Consider the following 20,807-nt stretch of genomic DNA (forward strand, 5'->3'; position numbering starts at 1 on the left):
TTGACGGGAAACTGATTGCCTGAGCGAAGAAGCACGTTGAGGCAATCAGTACGACTTCTTAAGTCAGCGTCAACTAAAGTTGTAAGGATGTAAAAGAATATTCCGGCTAGCTTTGAGCTTTCGCACTTAAGATATGGTGAAACGCTACGTCTGCGGTAAAGAATGCGCATAAGTAGTTTGACGGCCACATGGTATGGGGAATATTTGCAAGTCACGGTGCTAAGGAGTAGATGTGCGCACAGTTGAGCAGCAGCTAGCCCTCGTCACGGAGGCCGCAGTTGCGCCTGAGCCGGTGCGAATTGCTATCGCTGAGGCCTTGGGACTCATGTGCGCCGAGGAAGTGCAAGCAACTCGGGCGCTACCCAACTTCAACCAAGCAGCTATCGACGGTTATGCGGTGCGAGCCGTGGATGTCGGTGGCGAGCGCGGCCTTGGCCGGGCCCCAGAGCCCAGGCCAGTGCCCACGGAAACGTCCCTTCCTGTGGTGGGGGAGGTAGCTGCAGGCTCGCAGCGCCCGTTGCGCCTGCAACCCAAACAAGCAGTGCGAGTACATACGGGCGCGCCACTTCCTACGCTTTCGGATGCCGTGATCCCATTAGAATGGACTGATCGCGGACGAAAGCGGATGATTGCGAATCGACCTGTGCGTTCGGGGGAATTTGTACGCAAAGTAGGCGACGATATCCGCCCCGGGGATGTAGCTGTAAGCTCTGGCGCCATCCTTGGGCCAGCCCATATCGGTCTTCTGGCTGCCGTGGGACGCTCTAAGGTGCTCGTTTATCCGCGCCCCCGTATGTCGGTTATTTCTGTGGGCCATGAACTCGTAGATATTGATAGAGAGCCTAGCCTCGGCCAGGTCTTTGATGTCAACTCGTATGCACTCGCCGCTGCAGGGCGTGATGCAGGAGCCGATGTACACCGCGTGGGCATTGCAGCAGGGGAGCCTCGACGACTGCGCGATATCGTGGAGTCTCACATGATGCGCAGCGAGATCATCGTGATCTCGGGTGCAGTCGGCGGCTCCGGGGCAGAAGAAATACGCCGGGTTCTCAGCGACTTAGGTGATATTGATACAACGCGAGTGGCTATGCATCCGGGGTCTGTTCAGGGGTTTGGACTGCTCGGTGATCATCAGATTCCAGTATTCCTTTTGCCCAGTAACACCGTCTCTGCACTCGTGATTTTTGAGATGTTTATCCGTCCGGTGGTGCGGTTGAGTCTAGGCAAGCGGAATGCTCAGCGTCGGACAGTGAAGGCGCGTGCGTTGAACTATGTGGGCTCAAAGCTTGGGCGCAGAGGGTTCATCAGGGCACGCCTCATGCGTGACGCAGAAACGCAAGACTATCTGGTAGAAGGTCTCGGCGGCGCCGATGGTACTCCTGCGCATCTGCTTGCAGGATTGTCTGAGGCTAACGCCATGATCAAGATTCCAGAAGGTGCAGCCGACGTGAGACCTGGCGATATCGTTGAAGTCATCTTTCTTTCCCAGAACCGCTAAGAAATAGCAGAACCCACCCATGTCCTTTTTGCTTAACCGCTTTGGACGCCCGCCCCGTCCGGCGCGCGGCCCCGTTGACCCAGTGCATCCCGGTTGGGGTGAATACACAGAGACTCTCGTACTCCCATGTAGTTCTGAGACACAAGAAAAATCGGTGCGGCTTCGACCGTTGCAGCTTAGCGACGGTGCCGCCTGGCGTATGATGCGGCTTTCTGACCGTGAGATCCTTGAGCCGGTAGAGCCTACAGTTGTGGACTCGTGGGAAACTGCGCACTCCTCGCGCACGTGGCGGAGTTTTTTCTTTTCTATGAGACAGCTTGCGGACATGGGCAACGCAGTACCTTTTGCGATCGAGCTTGAGGGAAAATTTGTGGGGCAGCTTACGCTAGGCGGGATTCAGCATGGAGCGATCTCTGAATGCTGGATAGGCTACTGGGTGCATAGCTCCTACGCAGGGCAAGGAATTGCCACTGCAGCATGCGGATTGGGAGTGGATCATGCTTTTAAGCGAGTAGGACTGCATAGAGTGACGGCTACTTTCTTGCCGGAAAATGTGGCTTCTCGCAAAATTCTTGAGGCTAATGGTTTCAGGGAGGAAGGGTATCTGCAGCGCAACTTGCATATTTTTGGGGAGTGGCGCGATCACTTTCTTGTCGCACTTACTGATGATGAATTTCATCAGGATGCGGTTACTCGCCTGATGAACAAGCGTGGTTACCGGCGCGCCTCCTCCTAGTGGCTAGATAAAGCGATACTCTGAAGGACTACAAGTTGAACGTGGGCTTACTGTGATCTGCGATCATCCTCGTGGTCGCTCCCTCTATCGTTGTGCATCACGCGCAGAGTAGAACAAGGCCTATCGCTGCACATCGTCCAACTCATCGAAAGGCAAACCCCGTGTCCGGAACCGTGGTCATCGTCCTCATCGTCTTGGTGTGGTTGTTTGTGCTGGCACCGTGGCTGCTCCGCGGCCAAAAACCCATTAGAAAGGCCGGCGAGGCCTTCGACGACACCCGAGTGGTGTACGAGGGGGGAAGCGAAGAGCTGCAGGGGCGACGTCGTCCCCGCGTAAAGTCTAGCGACGTGCGAGCGCATCATTTTGACTCTCATGAGGAGGAAGAAAAGTATGAGCTCGTTCAAGTGGATGACGTTGAGGATGCCTTGATCGACGAACCTTCCGATAAAACGCTGGGTTCTATTTTTACTAACGCTGCCGGAAAATTTTCTTCCAAGCAGGACAAGACTCATGCAGCGATCGTGGAAGGCGAATTAGTTAAAGAAATTCCAGCTGCAGATGATTCTGTTGCAGTGCCGGCAGATGAGGTGGAAGAAGCCATAGAGGATGCTGATGCTGCAGCGGCCTTAGCCAGTGAAGCCGCAGAAACCTCTGAGGCCTTTGACGAGGAGGATGAGCGCTACGAGATCGATGACTCCTATTATTCTCCTGACGATCTCATGTACCCGACGGAGACGCCACAGTCTGCTGCTGCTCCCGTGGGCGTGGAGGATGAGGAATATCTTCTGGTTGAGCACAATACTGCGGAGACTTTCGCGGATTCCGAGGACTACATAGCAGCTGGCGATTCTGAGCTGACTGAGGAAGAAATACAGTTTGCTGCTCATAGAAGTGCCCGCGGCGGATGGGATCCACAAGCTGATGCACGTAAACGTGCCGACCTCTATCAGAGGCGACGCCGTACCGTAGGAGGTTTGGGAGTAGCCCTGGTACTAGCATTGGTCCTTTCTGTCTCAGTAGGCGGGTGGGCATGGGCAGCTACCGCGGTGGTTGTCGCGCTCGCTTCCTTCTACCTCTGGGCGTTGCGGCAGCAGGTCAGAGCTGAGCAGCGTTTGCGGCAACGGCGTATTCGACAGTTGCGTAGGGCACGTCTAGGTGTTCGGAACGTGGCTGATGAGGAACTGGGTATACCGCACCGTCTGCGTCGCCCGGGAGCTGTTGTACTAGAAATCGATGATGACAGCCCAGATTTTGAATTCCTTGAGAGCATTCGCTCGCCCCTTAATGATTCCGATCCTTCAGGACTCAATCATTATGAGCAACCGCGCCGCGTAAGCTAATTTGACCCCAAAGGCACTCTGGTAATGGATCAACCGATAGTTAGAGATATAGCTCTTTTACTGCTAAGACTCGTGCTAGGACTCGTTTTTGTAGCCCATGGCTTTGACAAGTTTTTCCGCACAGGGATTGTAGAGACAACAGGGCAATTTAGCGCGGCCGGGGTGCCACAGCCTAAGCTATCTGCCTATCTCACCGCGGTCAGCGAGTTGGTGGGTGGCTCACTATTGGTCGTGGGTATCTTGACCACTTTTGTGGCGGGTGCCCTGGCTTTGCTGGTGTGTGCTGCTCTTTATTTTGTTCATCTCACTGAGGGGCTCTTCGTTGTAAACAACGGGATAGAGTATCCGCTTGTTATGGTTGTGGCGTTGTTTATGATTGTCGTCTTTGGCGCTGGACGCGCAAGTCTTGATGGGGTTTTGACCCGTGCTGACCTGTGATCACGTGCAAGCGGCGCTGTCCGCTAGGCTCGATGGCGAACCCACTGGGATCGACGATGATGTTATCGATGCACATCTATCTACGTGCTTAGAATGCCGTGCGTTCTATGAGGATGCTGCTCGTTTTAACCGTTCGCTTGCTTTCGGGGATGCGACAGAACGAGAGAGCGTTCCTGACTTATCTGAAGCCATCCTGGCCGGTGTAGAGCCTATGTGGCGACAACAAGCCGCGACGAGAGCCTGGAACTTAGCTTTAGCGCGAGTTGCCATGGTGCTGGTAGGCATGGGGTGGGCTGCATGGGCAATAGTGTTGCTTGTCCAATCGGGGGCGCATGCTAACGATGCATTAGGGCAGATCGATGCCGTGCATGAAAGGCTCTTGTCGGAGGCTGCCGCTACCCGCTGTGCCTTAGCCTTTGGCCTTTTCTTTGCAGCATGGCAGCCGCGTATCACAGGAGGGCTGCTGCCATTATTCGGTGCATTATGGACTTTTAGCTTTGGATTGAGCGCTAAAGAGCTAATACTTGGCGAGCTTTCTGGTTCTTCTGCGTTGCAGCTGGGGCTTCTTTTCTTGTCCGTGCTGTGTTTGTTGTGGTCATGGTTATCGCATAAAGGCTGGGCGATAGTCTCACAAGGGATACGATCGCTCACGGCTTCGCCGCATTCCTAAAAAAGGAAGATCATCCGTACTCCTACTAACCAGTAGGAGTACGGATGGTCTTTTATTGTCTTATCGCCAGCTGTTTAACCACATGATCTGGTTAAAGTAGCTGTCAGAGATGCGGATTCCGTAGATGATAGGGGAGAAACAGCAGAACATAGCTACGGCGAGGGCTAAGTAAAGAATTACTGTGAGTGACCCGACCGTGAGGTGGGGGATGCCGATGCGTTGTAGCTTTCTCCACTGAAGTTCGGCGCCTCGACCATAGGCCGTACCCAAAGTAAGAGAAATGATAACGATGGTAAAAGGCACGAGCGCTGTGGCGTAGAAGAAATACATTTGTCGGTCATAGCTTGCTACCCATGGGAGGAACCCCGCTTGGAACGCCACAAAAGGAATGAGGAAGCGCAGATCTTTATGAATTACCATGCGCCAGAGCGCCCAGCATAAAATCGGTACTGTCAGCCACCAAATTGCAGGCGTGCCAAAAAGATAGATCATCCGGCGACATGTGTTTTCTCCACACTGAATATTCGTGGAGGAGTAATACAAAATCGGGCGTGTTGCTGCGAGCCAGGACCAGGGTTTGGAATCCCAAGGGTGGCTGTGTCCGTTGGATGTGGTGAGCGAGGCATGGAACGCCAGGACGCTCTGGTGGTAATACAACCACCCTGCAATGGCTTCAGGAAGATGGTGCAACCAGCTCGACGTCTCGATGGTGCCATCAGTAGCAGCGTGCCTGTACACAGAGGTTTCGGATGCAAACCAGGCCCTCCAGCTCCACACGTATAGCGCTACGGGAACTATGACCAGCGATAGGAAAGAGGGGATGGCGTCGAAAAGCGTAGCTTCGCTCCAGGGGTGACGCACCCCGTAGCGGCGGCGTCGAAAAGCATCAAGGATAACTATCATGACCCCAAAGAAAGCCATGTAGTACAGGCCGGACCACTTTACTGACAAAGCGCAACCTAGGAAGACGCCTGCGGCGAACCGCCACCAGCGAAACCCCGACCGGACCCCAGGATCAGCGAGCAACCCTGCAGACCAGGCTTGATACATGCGATCTTCCATTTGCTGATGATCGCGAATCAGCGCCCAGGCAGCGGCAACGATAAAGAGGACCTGGATGATGTCGAGCATCCCAAAACGTGAAGTGACAACGAGCACACCGTCCACAACTGCAAGGAGACCTGCACAAAAAGCTACAAAAGGCGAGCCGCTCAACTGCCGAGCGATCGCCATAGTGAGAAGCACTACAGCGGTGCCACAGAGCGCAGGGATGAGGCGCCAACCCATAGGAGAATAACCAAAAAGCCATTCGCCGATAGCTATCAGTTGCTTTGCCAAAGGGGGATGCACTACGAGCCCGTAACCAGGATTCGACTCGATGCCACCAGTGATGGGGTTAATCCAAGATTTCACTATGTCCCAGGCCTGGGGCACGTAGTGTTTCTCATCAAACACCGGGGTATGGGAAGCCGTAGCGGTCGTAATTCCCAAAAATCGTGTCACCAAGGCTAAAACAGCAATGATGAGCGTGGAGATCGTATCGATCCTTCTCCAACGATATCTGCGCCGCGGAGAGGGAGCGGGAAAATGCGTAAACCTGCCGGGAAAAAGAGCTTTTCGACGTTGCTTCGGAGGCGTCGAGCCAGTTGTTATCGCTGGATCGTTATCGAGCACTCCTGTGGCAGTCGCATCGTGTTGGCAGCCCGTATCGTCGTGTGGATGTGTTCCTGACGGAGGATGCGGTGCTGCGGAGTCGCGATCATCTGCATGATTTCTAGGAGAGGTCACGGAGACATTCTATTGCGCATAGGTAACAGAACTAAAGGTCGCCTGTTCATCCCAGTCTGGGATCGTGTCACGTTCATGTCAATAACTAAGGGGTGAGAAAGTAGGAGAACTGGTATGAACTTCTTGGGATTATGGCTGTGCCCATGAGAAAAGAACTGTTGGGTGGTCCCCAAAAAACGACCGGGTTTGTCCGGAAAACGGGCTTTTCTTAGAGCCGGCAGGAATTGTTACCATTTTGTAATTTGCGAAAATGTCATAACCGCTGTTTTTTAGGTGTCTTACTGGGGCTTTGTAGTGGTGCGGAGAGAGGCCCTTTCAGGCCTATCGTTCGCGTAAGTCCGGGTATTACGGCCCTATGCATTTGATTCGAAAAATTTAACAGACATGATGGATATATGACCGATTCCGAACATTTTGATCCAAAGGATAGCGCGGTTGATCACAGCAGCGCACAGGGTTCTGCGAGTACTTTGGCGCAGAGCCCTGATCCAGAGGAGACATCAGGTGCTTCGGTGGATCACTCAGATTCATCCATCACTGCTGATTCTTCCGACCAAAACCACAACGCTACGAATCCAACAACAGAAGCGGTTGGGCGTGGTAGCGGAAAGGATAATGAGTCGAACTCCGCAGGTGCGACTAGTGCGACCGCACAGTTAGCAGCGATGATCTCGGGTGAAGACAAAATCAGCGCGGCCTCGAACCTACCCGAAGAAAAAATCACATTTGAGGGAGAAGATTCAGAGGCCCGAATTGACTGGAAGGTCACCATCCCGGCCTTTGTCATCGTCCTTGCCGTGGTGCTGTGGGGCATCTTTGGCACCTCAAGCTTTTCCACCTTTGCCAGTGACGCGCTGAGCTTTGTTGTGAGCGACTTTGGCTGGGCCTTTATTTTCTTCACCACGGTTTTCCTTGTTTTTGCCATAGTGATTGCAGTCAGCAACTTTGGCACGATCAAACTAGGGCGTAACGATGAAGCCCCAGAATTCTCTACCGTTTCATGGATAGCCATGATGTTTGCGGCGGGTATGGGAATCGGTCTGATGTTCTATGGGGCTTCGGAGCCTTTGGGCAATTACCTCAACGGTGTTCCCAACCATGAGCCGCGCCACGTGGGGCACGCTATGAGCACCACGTTGCTGCACTGGACTCTGCACCCTTGGGCCATCTACGGCATTTTTGGTCTGGCGATTGCTTATAGCACGTTCCGACTAGGCCGTAGGCAGCTGTTGAGCTCTGCCTTCACCCCGTTGATTGGTGAAAAAGGAGCAAAGGGCTGGGTTGGAAGAATCGTAGATATTTTGGCGATTATCGCCACGATCTTTGGTACGGCCTGCTCTCTAGGAATTGGCGCTACACAGATTAGCGCTGGTCTAGACGCCGCGGGCGTGATCACTAATCCCGGTATGAGCACCATTATCGCTATTGTCTCCGTGCTTACCTTGGCGTATTTGCTCTCTGCGATGTCTGGCGTAGGCAAGGGCATTCAATATATTTCCAACACAAATATGGTGTTGGCAGCCTTAGTAGCGCTTTTTGTATTCGTGCTGGGGCCAACGGTTACTATTCTTAACCTTATTCCTGGATCGATCGGTGCTTATCTATCTAATTTCTTTGAGATGATTGGGCGCACTGCAGAATCCGCTGACGGTACAGCAGGAGAATGGCTAGGATCTTGGACCATCTTCTACTGGTCCTGGTGGATTTCATGGAGCCCGTTTGTGGGAATGTTCTTGGCTCGTATTTCTCGCGGACGCACGATTCGTGAGTTCATTTTTGGCGTTACGCTCATCCCATCTGCGGTGTCCATCGTCTGGTTTGCCATTTTTGGTGGCACAGCTATTCACATGGAGCAGCAGGGTAAATCCATCTATGGCGACGGCTCTGCGGAATATCAGCTTTTTGACCTACTGCATTCTCTGCCAGGCGGTCAGATCGCCGGAATAATTGCAGTGATCTTGTTGGCAACCTTCTTTATTACTTCTGCAGATTCCGCGTCTACCGTTATGGGGTCCATGAGCCAGAGCGGACAGACCGATGCCAATAAGTATGTATCTGCTGCCTGGGGCATTTTGGTCGCATTGATCGGAATGACTATGTTGATCACCGGTGGCGACGATGTGTTGAGCAATCTGCAAAACATTACGATTATCGCTGCTAGCCCGTTCCTGATCGTCATAGTGTTGCTTATGTTTGCGATCCTCAAAGATTTGCGTAACGATGAAATCTACCTTGATTATCGTGAACAGCAGCGGTTTGCTTCGCGTCTTGCCCGCGAGCGTCGAATTCACCTTGAGCATGAGAAGAAACGACGTGCACAAGTGAAACGCAAGGTGCGCCATGATAAAAAGCGCACACCTGCTGCCAAAGCCTCCAAAACCTCGTAAAACCCATTGCGCAGGGGGCGGCATGAACGATAGAGTTCGCCGCCTCCCACGCCTGCGCGCGCATATAGTGCCGCACTAAGAATGCTTTTCCGATGCACATACAGCATGTGAGCGGAAATTTTTATCATTGCTGAAAGGAATGAGCACTTCACCATGCTCAAAAAATCAATCACCATCGCTATGGCTTTTGTCGGCATCGTTATCGGTGCGGGTTTCGCCACAGGGCAGGAAGTGCTTCAGTACTTTGTGGCCTTTGGAACGATGGGAATCATAGGTGCGGCACTTGCTGGACTGATCATGGCGCTGACTGGTATGGCCTCTATCCAGCTGGGTAGTTACTTCCTTGCTAATGACCACGGTTCAGTGCTCACCAGCATTTCGCACCCCATTATTGCCCGTATCCTGGATATCTCAGTGCTTATTACGCTGTTTGCCACAGGTGTGGTGATGTTTGCGGGTTCGGGATCAAACCTCAACCAACAGTTTGGGCTGCCTATCTGGGTAGGAACTGTACTGATGCTGGTACTCGTGCTGCTAGCTGGGCTTCTCGACGTAGACAAGATCACCAACGTTATCGGTGCGATTACCCCGTTGATTATTATCATTGCGGGCATTGCAATTGTCTATGCACTGGCCACTAGCGACGCTGATACGGAGTCACTCAATGCGGCCGCCTCCACCATTAACGGTGCTACGCCACACTGGACGTTGTCTGCTTTGAACTACGTTGGCCTAGCTCTCATGATGGGTGTCTCCATGGCCATCATCATTGGAGGCAATAGTTTTGACACCCATGCAGCCGGTCTTGGTGGTCTGCTTGGCGGCCTGGTCTTTGGCGTTATGCTGACGTTCGCTGCGCTGGCACTGTTCCGTTCCGCAGACAAGGTCGCGGGCGACGACGTCCCTATGCTCACCATTGTCAATGAGATTCATCCGATTCTGGGCACGATCATGTCCTTCATTATCATCGGAATGATTTTCAATACCACGTTAGGCTTGTTCTATGCCTTTGCCAAACGCCTGACGGCTAAGCACCAGAAGCGGTTCTACCTGTTCTACGTGCTATCTTGTCTCGTCGGTTTCGGTATGTCCTTCCTAGGCTTTAAAAAGCTGGTTGGTTTGGTATACCCCACGCTGGGATACCTAGGAATTCTTCTTGTGGTTGTTGTTGCTGGTGCATGGATACGCGGGTTTGCCAAGATCCGTGAGGAACGCGAGCGTCGTGAAAAAATTCATGACCTGTTCCGTAGGAAGCTGGACCCAACTCAGCGATTTAGTTCCAAGCAAGCTCGCTTGTTAGATCGCTACACCACCGAATCCAACCTGGAGCGAGAAGAGCTCACAGAGAGTCTTCGGGATGAATTTGTGGATGAATCCGCCCCAGATTCCGAGACATCTGCAGAAAAGCTGTTTGAGGAAAATAACGAATTTTCTTATCAGCCAGTGGAATTTACAGATTCCACTATCAGCGTGGAAGAGACCACTTTGGGATTGCCATCGCATGCTCGTCCCATGAGCGAGCTGGAAGACCTGAGTACTTTCCACGAACCGGAGCAAGAAGCGGACAAGGAAGATTCCCAAACGGAATCGTCTGTGGAGGTTCCGGCAGAACCAGATGCTGAGGATTCACCTCAAGAAACGCCCGAAACTGATGCGCCAAAAACAACGTTGCCTACGGTATAAAAACGCAGGACACTAAAAGTCATTGGCCTCATCTGATCTTCCTATACGGGATCAGATGAGGCCGTTGCTGTATGTACGGGGAGAGTCTCAGTAGGAAGAAGCGGAAAAATCTGTGGTTTGTGCGAGACTAAGAAGCATGAGTATTGAGGAACCGACTTCTCAGATTGCGTCGAGTGCATCAGCTATATGGGATGCTCTAGCACCGTTACCTCGTGGGATTATTGTGGTGGCTACTCCTCTGGGAAACATCGGGGATGCCTCATATCGACTTATTCAGGCATTGGCTCAAGCTGATGTGATTGCGGCAGAAGACACTCGGCGGACTCGTGCTCTAGCAGCGGCACTAGGGGTGGAGATTACCGGCAAGGTCGTGAGCAATTTTGATCACAATGAGTCGGATCGTGCTCAGTACCTTGTGGATCTAGCTCGGACGCAATCAGTAGTAGTGGTCACAGATGCGGGAATGCCTATCGTTTCAGACCCCGGCTTTCCCGTCGTGGAAGCAGCACATGAGGCTGGGGTTCCTGTGACATGTTTCCCGGGGCCTTCGGCTGTTCCTACGGCCTTAGCGCTATCGGGACTGCACGTGGGGCACTTTGCCTTTGATGGTTTTGCTCCACGCAAGCAAGGGCAGAGAAAATCCTGGTTAGAGTCATTGAAAAACGAAAAACGATCGGTGTGTTTCTTTGAGTCTCCACACCGTATTGCAGACACTCTCGCCGCTGCAGCAGAGATTCTTGGCGATGATCGTCGTGCAGCAGTGACACGAGAACTGACTAAAACATATGAGGAAGTGAAAAGAGGTGGGCTAAGGGAGCTTGCTCAGTGGGCTAGCGCTGGTGTGAAAGGAGAAATCAGCGTTGTCATTGAGGGGGCGCGACAGAAAGAGGTAACGGATGTTCGTGAGATTGTAGATCTCGTGGAAAATCTTGTTAGCGCAGGTAAACGGCTAAAAGAAGCAAGCGCAACTGTGGCTCAGGAACATGGTGTGAGTAAGAAAGAACTCTATGATGCGGTCCTCGAATCACGCGGACGGGCATAGATAAATTAAGGTAAGTAACCATGACTAACCGTGTGCTCGTTTCTGTTGCTTGGCCTTATGCCAATGGACCTCGCCACATTGGACATGTGGCAGGGTTTGGTGTCCCCTCCGACGTTTTTGCTCGCTATCAGCGAATGTCCGGAGCGGACGTCCTCATGGTCTCAGGCACGGATGAGCACGGTACGCCACTTTTGGTGCAGGCGGATAAAGAGGGAGTGTCTGTCAAAGAACTCGCTGATCGGTATAACCGACAGATCGTTGAAGACCTCGCAGGTCTGGGGCTATCCTATGACCTCTTTACCCGCACCACCACGCGAAATCATTATGCGGTTGTGCAGGAGCTCTTTAAAGGGCTCTATGAGAATGGCTACATGATGAAAGAGACCACCATGGGTGCGGTTTCTCCTTCTACCGGGCGTACGCTTCCTGACCGCTACATTGAGGGAACATGTCCCATCTGTGGAGCAGACGGGGCGCGTGGCGATCAGTGCGATAACTGCGGCAATCAATTGGACCCGGCAGATCTGATTAATCCAGTCTCAAAAATCAACGGCGAAACTCCACAATTTATTGAGACTGAGCATTTCCTGCTTGATCTTCCTGCCTTGGCAGATGCCCTGGCTGATTGGCTTAAGGAGCGCCAAGATTGGCGTCCGAACGTGCTCAAGTTCTCTTTGAATCTCTTGGAAGATCTACGTCCACGAGCCATGAGTCGTGACATCGATTGGGGAATTCCTATCCCAGTGGAAGGGTGGGAAGACAACGGCGCTAAGAAGCTCTACGTGTGGTTCGACGCGGTTGTTGGTTATCTCTCTGCGTCGATTGAATGGGCTTATCGCACTGGAAACCCAGATGCGTGGAAGTCATGGTGGACTGATCCCGCAGCCTCAAGCTATTACTTCATGGGCAAAGACAACATCACTTTCCACTCTCAGATCTGGCCGGCTGAGCTTCTGGGCTATCAAGGAAAGGGTGCGAGGGCCGGTAAGGTGCATGCTTTCGGTGAGCTTAACCTTCCTACGGAAGTGGTGTCGTCTGAGTTCCTCACCATGTCCGGCTCTAAGTTCTCCTCATCTAAAGGCATCGTCATCTATGTCAAGGACTTCCTTAAAGAGTTCGGTCCGGATCCACTGCGATATTTCATCGCTGTTGCAGGCCCAGAGAATAACGACACTGACTTCACATGGGATGAGTTTGTTCGTCGCGTCAACAATGAGCTAGCCAACGGCTGGGGCAATCTTGTTAACCGCACTGTTTCCATGGCCCACAAGAACTTCGGGGAGGTCCCAACCCCGGGAGAGCTGAGCGAGTCGGACCAACGGATCCTTAACCTTTCTGCTGAAGCCTTCGATATCGTCGGGGAAGCCCTCGCACACTCGCGTTTCAAGCAGGGAATTACTCATGCGATGCATGTGGTGGGCGAAGCGAATGCCTACATTGCGGAACAAGAACCGTGGAAACTGGCTAAAGACGAAACTCAGCGCGAGCGCCTGGCCACCGTTTTGTGGACGGCGTTGCAGGTGGTTTCAGACTGCAACGTACTCCTGACCCCTTATCTTCCGCATATTTCCCAGCAAGTGCACGAGACATTGGGCCGCGATGGCGTGTGGGCAGCAAAGCCGCAGATTGTAGAGGTCGCCGATGACATGCCAGTGGAACCTGTTGGCGTGGGCATTCCTGCTAGTGGTCAAACATATCCCGTGATTATGGGTGACTATGCGTCGCAACAAGCACGGTGGGCGCGCGTAGACGCCGTCCCAGGAACAGCTTTGTCTAAGCCTAAGCCGCTGATCGCTAAATTGGATCCAGAGCTAGGAGAGACTGGCCCAGAATGGGCACCGATCGCTCACTAGACCAGTAAAGGCGCCCATCATTCGCAGAACCGCGGAAGGTGGGCGCCTTCGTCGTAAACTGGTGCGCATGGGTAAAAAGAAACCTCGTCCAGTACCAGTGCCGGTGGAAGGCCTTGAGGGGCTTATCGACGCCCACACGCACCTTGCTTCTTGCGGAGCCCGCACGTCTGAGGATGTCGATGCGATTGTGGCTCGGGCGGTGGCTGGCGGCGTCGATAAGCTATGTACCGTAGGGGATGGGCTCGCTGAGGCCGAATTGGCGCTGAGCGCTGCGCAGTCGCATGAGCGAGTGTTTGCCGCCTGTGCGATTCATCCGACCCGCGCCAATGAGTTGGATGAGGCGGCGCGCGAGCGGCTTACTCAGATGGCTCAGGATCCCCGGTGCGTGGCTATTGGAGAAACCGGGATTGATACGTATTGGATAACCCATGCGCCTGAGACCACAGCAAGTCTGGAAGTGCAAGAAGAGGCGTTGCGTTGGCATATTGATCTTGCAGTTTCCAGCGGCAAGGCGTTGATGATTCATAACCGAGAAGGGGATGAGGAATTGCTGCGCATCCTTGCGGACGCGCCCACCCCACAAGAGACCATCTTGCATTGTTTTTCTTCGCCGCTTGCCGTGGCGCAGGAAGCATTGGACCGGGGTTACGTTCTGAGTTTTGCAGGGAACCTGACGTTTAAACGAAACGATGAATTACGAGAAGCTGTGCGACGCGCACCGTTATCGCAGATTCTCATTGAAACGGACGCGCCCTATATGACGCCAGAGCCTTATCGTGGTGCTCGGAATGAGCCGGCGTTTATTGGACATACGGCACTGTGTGCTGCGCAGTCTAAAAACATGAGCGTGGAAGATTTCGCTGCCGGAGTGCGGGAGACTTTTCACCGTGTCTATGGAATTCCCTCCTAGTGAGCTGTAGAACATAGCGAAGGCGTGTGAGTGATCTAGCTCTTCTGATATGGCGGGTATTGGGGTATCGATGGGGGAGGTGTGAACTATGTGGTTTGATTTTTGTGAGTTGAATCAACTAGTTCACACTTTTTTGTCGCTTTAGTTCGACAAGCTGCGCTTGTTACCGTATTGTTATTTTTCGTGTGTTGGATCGATGCTGACTGAAACGTAGCCCGATCGATGCGCTTCGCCCCCGATGGAAAATTTCCATACATACAAAATATGTGCGGAGTGCTAAGTAAAGCCGGCTGTGGCTGGTGCGAAATGTCGTCGAAAAGCAAAGAGAAGTGAACACGTGGGAACCCGCCAAAAGTCGAGAATTAATCGAGTCAATTCTTCGAGATCCATTCCGCTGCGCCTAGCAACGGGTGGTGTTCTGGCCTCCCTAGCGGTGGGGGGTGTCGCCGTCACTCAGGTGAAAAAGGACATCACCGTCGACGTCAATGGCGAACAACTTTCTCTTGCCACCATGTCTGACACGGTAGAAGAAGCGCTAAGTAAAGCCGGCGTAACCGTTGGTGATAAAGACATCGTTTATCCTGGGCTGACTGAGAAGATCAGCAATCAAGACACGATTACGGTTCGGACGTCCAAACAAGTCTCGGTAGCCATTGACGGCGTGGAAAAGGACCTCACCACAAACGCGACGACCGTCGAAGAGCTCTTTGAGCAGTTGGACGGAGTCAACGCCACGCTTTCCGCTGCCGCGCTGAACATGGACAAGGACTCCAAGATCCCTCGCGAGGGATTGTCTTTAGACGTGGTGACGCCAAAGATCATCTCCGTGACAGATGCGGGAAAGACGGTCTTTACCCAGATCGCGGCGGCAACTGTCAAGGACGTTCTTGCGGAACGTGGCATCAAGGTTGATAGCGATGACATCGTGACTCCAGCTTTGGACGCACCCGTGACCAAGAACATGGACGTCAAAATCGACCGCGTAGATATCCAAGAAGTCGTTGCCAACGAGCCTTTTGGTGAGCCTGCGAACTACGTTGATGATGCGGAACTTCCGGAGGGGGAAGAAGCCGAAGTTTCTGCGGGAACGCCAGGCGAGCGCACTGTAACCCGCAAAGTGACCAAGGTTAATGGTGAGGAGACCGCCAACGAGGTCATAGATGAAAAGGTCATTACCCCGGCTGTTGCAGCTACCATTAAGCGAGGAACCAAGAAGGCAGCGTCGGCTCCTGCAGTAGCCAACGGTTCTGTGTGGGACCAACTTGCGCAGTGCGAGTCCACCGGTAACTGGGCCATCAATACCGGCAACGGATTCTCTGGCGGGCTTCAGTTCACCGACTCCACGTGGGCCGGTTTTGGCGGCACAGCTTATGCACCGCGAGCACACCTTGCTACCCGCGAACAGCAGATTGCCGTTGCGCAGAAAGTACAGGCTGCTCAAGGTTGGGGCGCATGGCCTGCCTGCACTTCCAAGATGGGTCTGCGCTAAGGTAGAAAAATAGATTTTACAACGTGCACGCCACTGTGCGACTCAACGTCGTCGGTTTAGTCTTCTGGTTATAAGAAGCACGAACCGGCGGCGTTGGTGCGTTTTCACTGGCGCGTTTTAGTAGCAAGGGCATGCCTTGCATACAGGGAGTATTTTCCTGTGACCAGACATTGGAAGGTAAATTGTAGGACCATGGGAGAAAACGATCACGCGCGCCTTCTCGGCCCCGCCGAAATTAGGCATCTGGCAGAGAAGCTTGATGTCACACCAACAAAAAAATTGGGGCAGAACTTTGTGCATGATCCCAATACTGTTCGGATGATCGTTTCTGCAGCCGACCTTACTGCCGATGACCACGTTGTAGAGATTGGCCCTGGTCTAGGCTCGTTGACCTTGGCATTACTTGATACGGCACGTTCCGTGACCGCCGTGGAGATAGATCCGCGCTTGGCGGAACAACTTCCCACGACCGTGGCAGAACGCGCCCCGATGTTCGCAGATCGTCTTACCCTGGTGCACAAAGATGCTTTACAGATAACTCCAGAAGAGATCGATCAGCCTACAGCGTTGGTGGCAAACCTTCCTTATAACGTATCTGTACCGGTGCTGCTACATTTCTTGCAGATTTTTCCATCGATCCAGCGCGTATTAGTGATGGTTCAAGCGGAAGTCGCCGATCGCCTTGCAGCGCAGCCCGGCACCAAAGTGTATGGCGTTCCTAGCGTGAAAGCATCGTTCTATGGTGCTGTGCGGCGTGCCGGGTCAATCGGGAAAAACGTTTTTTGGCCGGCTCCCAAAATCGAATCCGGACTCGTGCGCATTGACGTTTTTGCTCAAGATGAGCAGCCTTGGCCGGTTGGCGATGAACTACGCTCGCAGGTTTTCCCGCTTATCGACGCCGCCTTCGCTCAGCGCCGCAAGACTTTGAGGGCTGCACTCAGCGGATACTACGGATCCGGGGTTGCAGCAGAACAAGCTCTCCTAGGCGCCGGGATTGACCCGACCCTGCGAGGAGAGAAGCTCGATGTAGCCGACTTTGTTCGCCTAGCGCAGCGTCGAGGGTAAGGAAACTCATGGTAGAAGAGAATTCTGAGCTCACATACGGCAGACGCCTCACAGCGACAGCGCACTCAAAAGTGAACCTGCACCTTGGCGTGGGGCCGCTGCGCCACGATGGTTATCACGAGCTTGTCACCATTTTTCAATCCTTAAGCCTTAAAGATGAGTTGGACTGTGTAGAGCTCCGAGGAACTGCCACCGATCAAACGCCTGGAATCGTAGCTGAGCTTGATGCCGGTGGAGCTGAAGGAGTTCCCACCGACGCCAGTAATCTTGCGTGGAAAGCTGCCAATATGGTCTATGCTTTCCATCGTTCTGGAGGCGGCCCACCTCTGAATAAAGTACGGATGCATTTAAAAAAGGGGATTCCTACTGCCGGCGGTATGGCAGGGGGGTCTGCAGACGCTGCCGCGGCGCTTCGGCTCATGCAGGAATACGTCACGGTAAAACCAACCGATAAGCAGTTGCTCGCCATGGCCAGCGCTTTAGGATCAGACGTTCCTTTTACTCTTTTAGGCGGCACACGACTAGGAACTGGGCGTGGAGAAAACCTGGTCCACGTTATGTCGCGAGGTCAGTACCATTGGGCATTGGCTTTTTCCGCGCAAGGCCTTAGTACCCCTGCGGTGTTTGCCAAACTAGACCAGATGCAACGCACGCCGCATCTGTCCGTAGATGACTTGACTGCAGCGTTGATCAGCGGAGATCCCTATCAGGTAGCTGAACATCTGCACAATGATATGCAGCCGGCAGCTCTTTCTCTCCAGCCAGGTTTACGAAAGACCTTGGAGATAGGTAAAGCCTCAGGTGCATTGGCAGGGATTGTTTCCGGATCCGGTCCCACCTGTGCCTTCCTTTGTTCGGACGCTCAAAGCGCCGAGGACGTAGCTGCAGAGCTGCGACTTGTGGGAGCATCCGCGACCGCAACTGGCCCAGCGCTAGGCGCTACCCTGTCCACCACAACGAGCCCATAGGAAAAGAAGACTAGTGGCAAACCTGATAAACCTGGAAAATGTCTCTAAATCGTTTGGACTTACCACTCTTCTCAAAGACGTGAGCCTGGGTATTCAAACCGGCGATCGCATCGGCGTTGTGGGCCTTAACGGCGGAGGAAAAACCACGCTGCTGGAAGTGATTACCGGAATTGAACCACCAGATTCTGGGCGTGTGAGCCACAATTCCACTTTGCGAATGGCAGTGGTGACACAGCGGGCTGAGCTGGATCCTGAAAAGACCGTAGGCGATGTGGTCCTTGGTCCGTTGGGACTCCAAACCTTTGAATGGGCCTCGAACGCTCAAGTCCGTGAAGTACTCGGTGGGATTGGGGTTATTGATTTAGGCCTTGATACCCCAGTAGGGCAACTATCAGGTGGCGAACGCCGTCGCGTTAATCTCGCAGCCGCACTCGTGCGTGACCTTGACCTTGTGGTGCTTGACGAGCCAACCAACCACCTAGACGTTGAGGGCGTTCAATGGTTGGCAGAACATCTCCTTGCACGAAAGATAGCCATCGTCGTGGTCACCCACGACCGTTGGTTCCTGGACACTCTTGCTACTCAGACATGGGAAGTACATGACGGAACTGTCGATTCCTACGAGGGCGGCTATAACGACTGGACCTTTGCGCGCGCAGAGCGTTCTCGTCAGGCTGATGCCATGGAGCAGCGGCGGCAGAACCTTGCTCGGAAGGAGCTTGCGTGGCTGCGTCGAGGAGCCCCGGCGCGCACGTCAAAGCCGCGATACCGGATTGAAGCAGCCGAAGCTTTGATCGCTAATGTTCCTGAGTTACGCAACAAGGTAGAGCTCATGGCGTTTTCTAAGCAGCGCCAAGGAAAAGTGGTTGTGGAGCTGGAGGATGCCACTATTGCGACGCCTGATGGCACAACATTGGTGCAGGATCTCACATGGCGACTCGCGCCGGGAGAACGCATTGGACTTGTGGGCGTCAATGGATCAGGGAAGACCACGTTGCTGAGGGCGCTAGCCGGAGCCTATGAGCTCAGTGAAGGCAAACGCATTGAGGGACGCACTGTTCGGCTCGGTTGGTTGAAACAGGAGCTGGATGACCTGGATCCCACCCTGCGTCTTCTTGATGCAGTGGAAGAAGTAGCTTCTTATATTCAATTGGGAAAGAAGGAGCTTTCGGCTTCTCAGCTAGCCGAGCGCCTAGGGTTTTCCGCTAAGCGGCAGCGAACACCGGTTGGTGATCTTTCTGGTGGTGAACGTCGTCGGTTGCAATTGACTCGAGTGCTCATGTCTGAGCCGAATCTCCTGCTTCTCGACGAGCCCACCAATGACTTGGACATCGATACGCTTCAGGAGCTTGAGTCGCTTCTTGACTCATGGGCGGGCACCCTTGTGGTGATCTCGCACGATCGATACCTTATCGAGCGCATTGCAGATTCCACGTGGGCACTTTTTGGTGACGGAAAACTCACTAATCTTCCGGGTGGGATTGAGGAGTACTTGGAACGTCGTCACGCTATGGCGGCTCGGGAGACTCGCGGTGCTGTGGACCTGGGAAGCGTATCTGCTGGTTCTCAAGAAAATAAGGCCGCTCCTACGCGCACGTTGACCTCTCAGCAGGAGCGGGAGATCAATAAGAAGATGGCGTCTGTTGAGCGGAAGATGGCCAAGCTTGATCCTCAGATTGAGAAGATCACAAACGCTATGGCGGTAGCCGCAGAAGCAGTGGACACCGCCAAGCTGACTGAACTTGATTCCCAGCTGCGGGCGCTCAATGAGCAGCGAGAAGAGCTGGAAATGGAATGGATGGAGCTTGGCGAGCAGCTGGAAGCATAGCGTGGAACTTTCTGCAGACACGTGATCTGATGGCTACACTGGGGCACCATGATTTTGATTAACGTGAAATTTAAGGTTCGCCCCGAATACGTGGATACTTTTCTTGATGAGATGCAGTGGTACACGGATGCGTGCCGAGCAGAAGAAGGAAACCTCTTTTTCGATTGGTTTAAAAACCCCGAGAAGGAAAATGAATTCTTGCTGGTAGAAGGATTCAAAGATGGCACCGACGTTGCTCACGTGGAGTCAGATGCTTTTAAGAAGGCTTGTGAGGAGACCCCTAAGTACCTCATCGAGACCCCGGACATTATCAATGTTCATATTGACGGCAAGACCGAGTGGGACAAGATGGCGGAGTTCCGGGTGGAGTAGCCTGAGGTAGAGGCCTTTTTGTTGAGCGGTAGCTGTGGCTATCGCTCTTCTTTTTTTAAAAAAAACCGCATTGTTGTGTAATGCACAGCCGGTTTGAGACACAAACATAGTAGATGCGGGAAAGCCTTCCGCTGTATTCAAAGAATGGAGTTTCTACTATGTCAAAAGCCTTCCTAGGCATCGCCCTTAGTGCTGTAGCCGTAGCAGGACTATCCGGAGGTGCACTTATTTATCACAACGCACAAAACTCGACTGCTGACGCTGCCGTACACAGGGATGCTCCAGCTATGACTGCAACTTTTCCTATCACCATCGATGGACTGTTAAAACCTAACAGCGAGATCATGATTGCAGCACCATGCCTTCCTGGCGACACAAAAGCAACAGCTAAAACTTCTTTTGGAGCAGAGACGCAACTTAGCCCAGCGGCGGATATGGGCCAGCTCATCGGATATATTACGGCGCCTAATGTGATCGGTCCGGGGCCTGCGGATGGCTATCACACAGTCACTGTGACCTGCGAATCTGGTGTAAGTAGTACAACTACTTTTCCTGATGCCGGAAACAGTGCTTCGATGGCCCCAACTGCTCTCTAGGAGAAAAACCCGCGCGCTGTGAAGATGCATTGGAAAGCTTGTTTAGACGGTGGAATGATCCGAGGAGCTCTTTTGTGCTCTTGGAATGGTACATGCTCGGCCTCAAGGGCGCAGTGAACTATCGCCATGGCCTATGGGAATGAC

At 53.2% G+C, this 20,807-nt stretch carries 17 protein-coding genes; 16 read left to right on the forward strand and 1 reads right to left on the reverse strand.

The genetic code is table 11. The annotated features are described in order from the left end of the window. Positions 1–232 precede the first annotated feature (232 nt). The 5 genes from glp to CKV68_RS10245 all read left to right on the forward strand — a co-directional run bounded on the left by glp (position 233) and on the right by CKV68_RS10245 (position 4,682). Complete coding sequence (glp, locus tag CKV68_RS10225) at positions 233–1,498, forward strand: molybdotransferase-like divisome protein Glp (protein WP_013911094.1); 1,266 nt, start codon at positions 233–235, stop codon at positions 1,496–1,498. A gap of 19 nt (positions 1,499–1,517) precedes the next feature. Beyond that, positions 1,518–2,234: a GNAT family N-acetyltransferase gene (locus CKV68_RS10230; protein WP_095076145.1), complete on the forward strand. Its 717-nt coding sequence runs from the start codon at positions 1,518–1,520 to the stop codon at positions 2,232–2,234. A 161-nt stretch (positions 2,235–2,395) separates the two neighbouring features. Continuing rightward, positions 2,396–3,574, forward strand: a complete 1,179-nt coding sequence (sepX, locus tag CKV68_RS10235) for a divisome protein SepX/GlpR (protein WP_029975198.1) — start codon at positions 2,396–2,398, stop codon at positions 3,572–3,574. 24 nt (positions 3,575–3,598) lie between these two features. Continuing rightward, positions 3,599–4,012: a DoxX family protein gene (locus CKV68_RS10240; RefSeq protein WP_013911097.1), complete on the forward strand. Its 414-nt coding sequence runs from the start codon at positions 3,599–3,601 to the stop codon at positions 4,010–4,012. Continuing rightward, positions 3,999–4,682 (forward strand): zf-HC2 domain-containing protein, encoded by a 684-nt coding sequence (locus tag CKV68_RS10245; RefSeq protein ID WP_013911098.1) that lies wholly within the window; start codon positions 3,999–4,001, stop codon positions 4,680–4,682. Before CKV68_RS10240 ends, CKV68_RS10245 begins: the two co-directional genes overlap by 14 nt. A 60-nt stretch (positions 4,683–4,742) precedes the next feature. Here the strand turns inward: CKV68_RS10245 and CKV68_RS10250 are convergent, their stop codons facing one another. Further along, positions 4,743–6,470: a dolichyl-phosphate-mannose--protein mannosyltransferase gene (locus tag CKV68_RS10250; protein WP_095076146.1), complete on the reverse strand. Its 1,728-nt coding sequence runs from the start codon at positions 6,468–6,470 to the stop codon at positions 4,743–4,745. Between the two features lie 395 nt (positions 6,471–6,865). Here CKV68_RS10250 and CKV68_RS10255 point away from each other — a divergent pair, with 395 nt between their 5' ends. From CKV68_RS10255 to CKV68_RS10305, 11 genes are all read left to right on the forward strand, one after another. Beyond that, a complete protein-coding gene (locus tag CKV68_RS10255; RefSeq protein WP_095076147.1) occupies positions 6,866–8,857 on the forward strand; it encodes a BCCT family transporter in 1,992 nt (663 codons plus the stop codon). A 153-nt stretch (positions 8,858–9,010) separates the two neighbouring features. Then, the gene (locus tag CKV68_RS10260; protein ID WP_095076148.1) at positions 9,011–10,540 is read left to right on the forward strand and encodes a YkvI family membrane protein; all 1,530 of its coding nucleotides are present in this window, start codon (positions 9,011–9,013) and stop codon (positions 10,538–10,540) included. A 136-nt stretch (positions 10,541–10,676) separates the two neighbouring features. Beyond that, the gene (gene rsmI, locus CKV68_RS10265; RefSeq protein WP_095076149.1) at positions 10,677–11,582 is read left to right on the forward strand and encodes a 16S rRNA (cytidine(1402)-2'-O)-methyltransferase; all 906 of its coding nucleotides are present in this window, start codon (positions 10,677–10,679) and stop codon (positions 11,580–11,582) included. A 20-nt stretch (positions 11,583–11,602) separates the two neighbouring features. After that, entirely contained in the window at positions 11,603–13,435 is a 1,833-nt protein-coding gene (metG, locus tag CKV68_RS10270; RefSeq protein WP_038617979.1) for a methionine--tRNA ligase, read from the forward strand. Positions 13,436–13,502: 67 nt separating this feature from the next. Continuing rightward, positions 13,503–14,345: a TatD family hydrolase gene (locus CKV68_RS10275; protein WP_013911104.1), complete on the forward strand. Its 843-nt coding sequence runs from the start codon at positions 13,503–13,505 to the stop codon at positions 14,343–14,345. Between the two features lie 337 nt (positions 14,346–14,682). Next, on the forward strand, positions 14,683–15,834 hold the full coding sequence (locus tag CKV68_RS10280) for a resuscitation-promoting factor (RefSeq protein ID WP_014525518.1): 1,152 nt from the start codon (positions 14,683–14,685) through the stop codon (positions 15,832–15,834). 192 nt (positions 15,835–16,026) lie between these two features. Further along, a complete protein-coding gene (gene rsmA, locus CKV68_RS10285) occupies positions 16,027–16,899 on the forward strand; it encodes a 16S rRNA (adenine(1518)-N(6)/adenine(1519)-N(6))-dimethyltransferase RsmA (RefSeq protein WP_014836164.1) in 873 nt (290 codons plus the stop codon). Positions 16,900–16,907: 8 nt separating this feature from the next. Next, complete coding sequence (locus CKV68_RS10290; RefSeq protein ID WP_095076150.1) at positions 16,908–17,867, forward strand: 4-(cytidine 5'-diphospho)-2-C-methyl-D-erythritol kinase; 960 nt, start codon at positions 16,908–16,910, stop codon at positions 17,865–17,867. 13 nt (positions 17,868–17,880) lie between these two features. Beyond that, positions 17,881–19,695 carry an ABC-F family ATP-binding cassette domain-containing protein gene (locus CKV68_RS10295; RefSeq protein WP_013911108.1) on the forward strand — a complete coding sequence of 605 codons (1,815 nt, stop codon included), beginning with the start codon at positions 17,881–17,883 and terminating at the stop codon, positions 19,693–19,695. Positions 19,696–19,743: 48 nt separating this feature from the next. Beyond that, the gene (locus CKV68_RS10300) at positions 19,744–20,067 is read left to right on the forward strand and encodes a putative quinol monooxygenase (RefSeq protein WP_013911109.1); all 324 of its coding nucleotides are present in this window, start codon (positions 19,744–19,746) and stop codon (positions 20,065–20,067) included. Positions 20,068–20,225: 158 nt separating this feature from the next. Continuing rightward, the gene (locus CKV68_RS10305) at positions 20,226–20,663 is read left to right on the forward strand and encodes a hypothetical protein (RefSeq protein ID WP_013911110.1); all 438 of its coding nucleotides are present in this window, start codon (positions 20,226–20,228) and stop codon (positions 20,661–20,663) included. Positions 20,664–20,807 lie beyond the last annotated feature (144 nt).

The organism is Corynebacterium ulcerans (genome assembly GCF_900187135.1).
Lineage (GTDB): Bacteria > Actinomycetota > Actinomycetes > Mycobacteriales > Mycobacteriaceae > Corynebacterium > Corynebacterium ulcerans.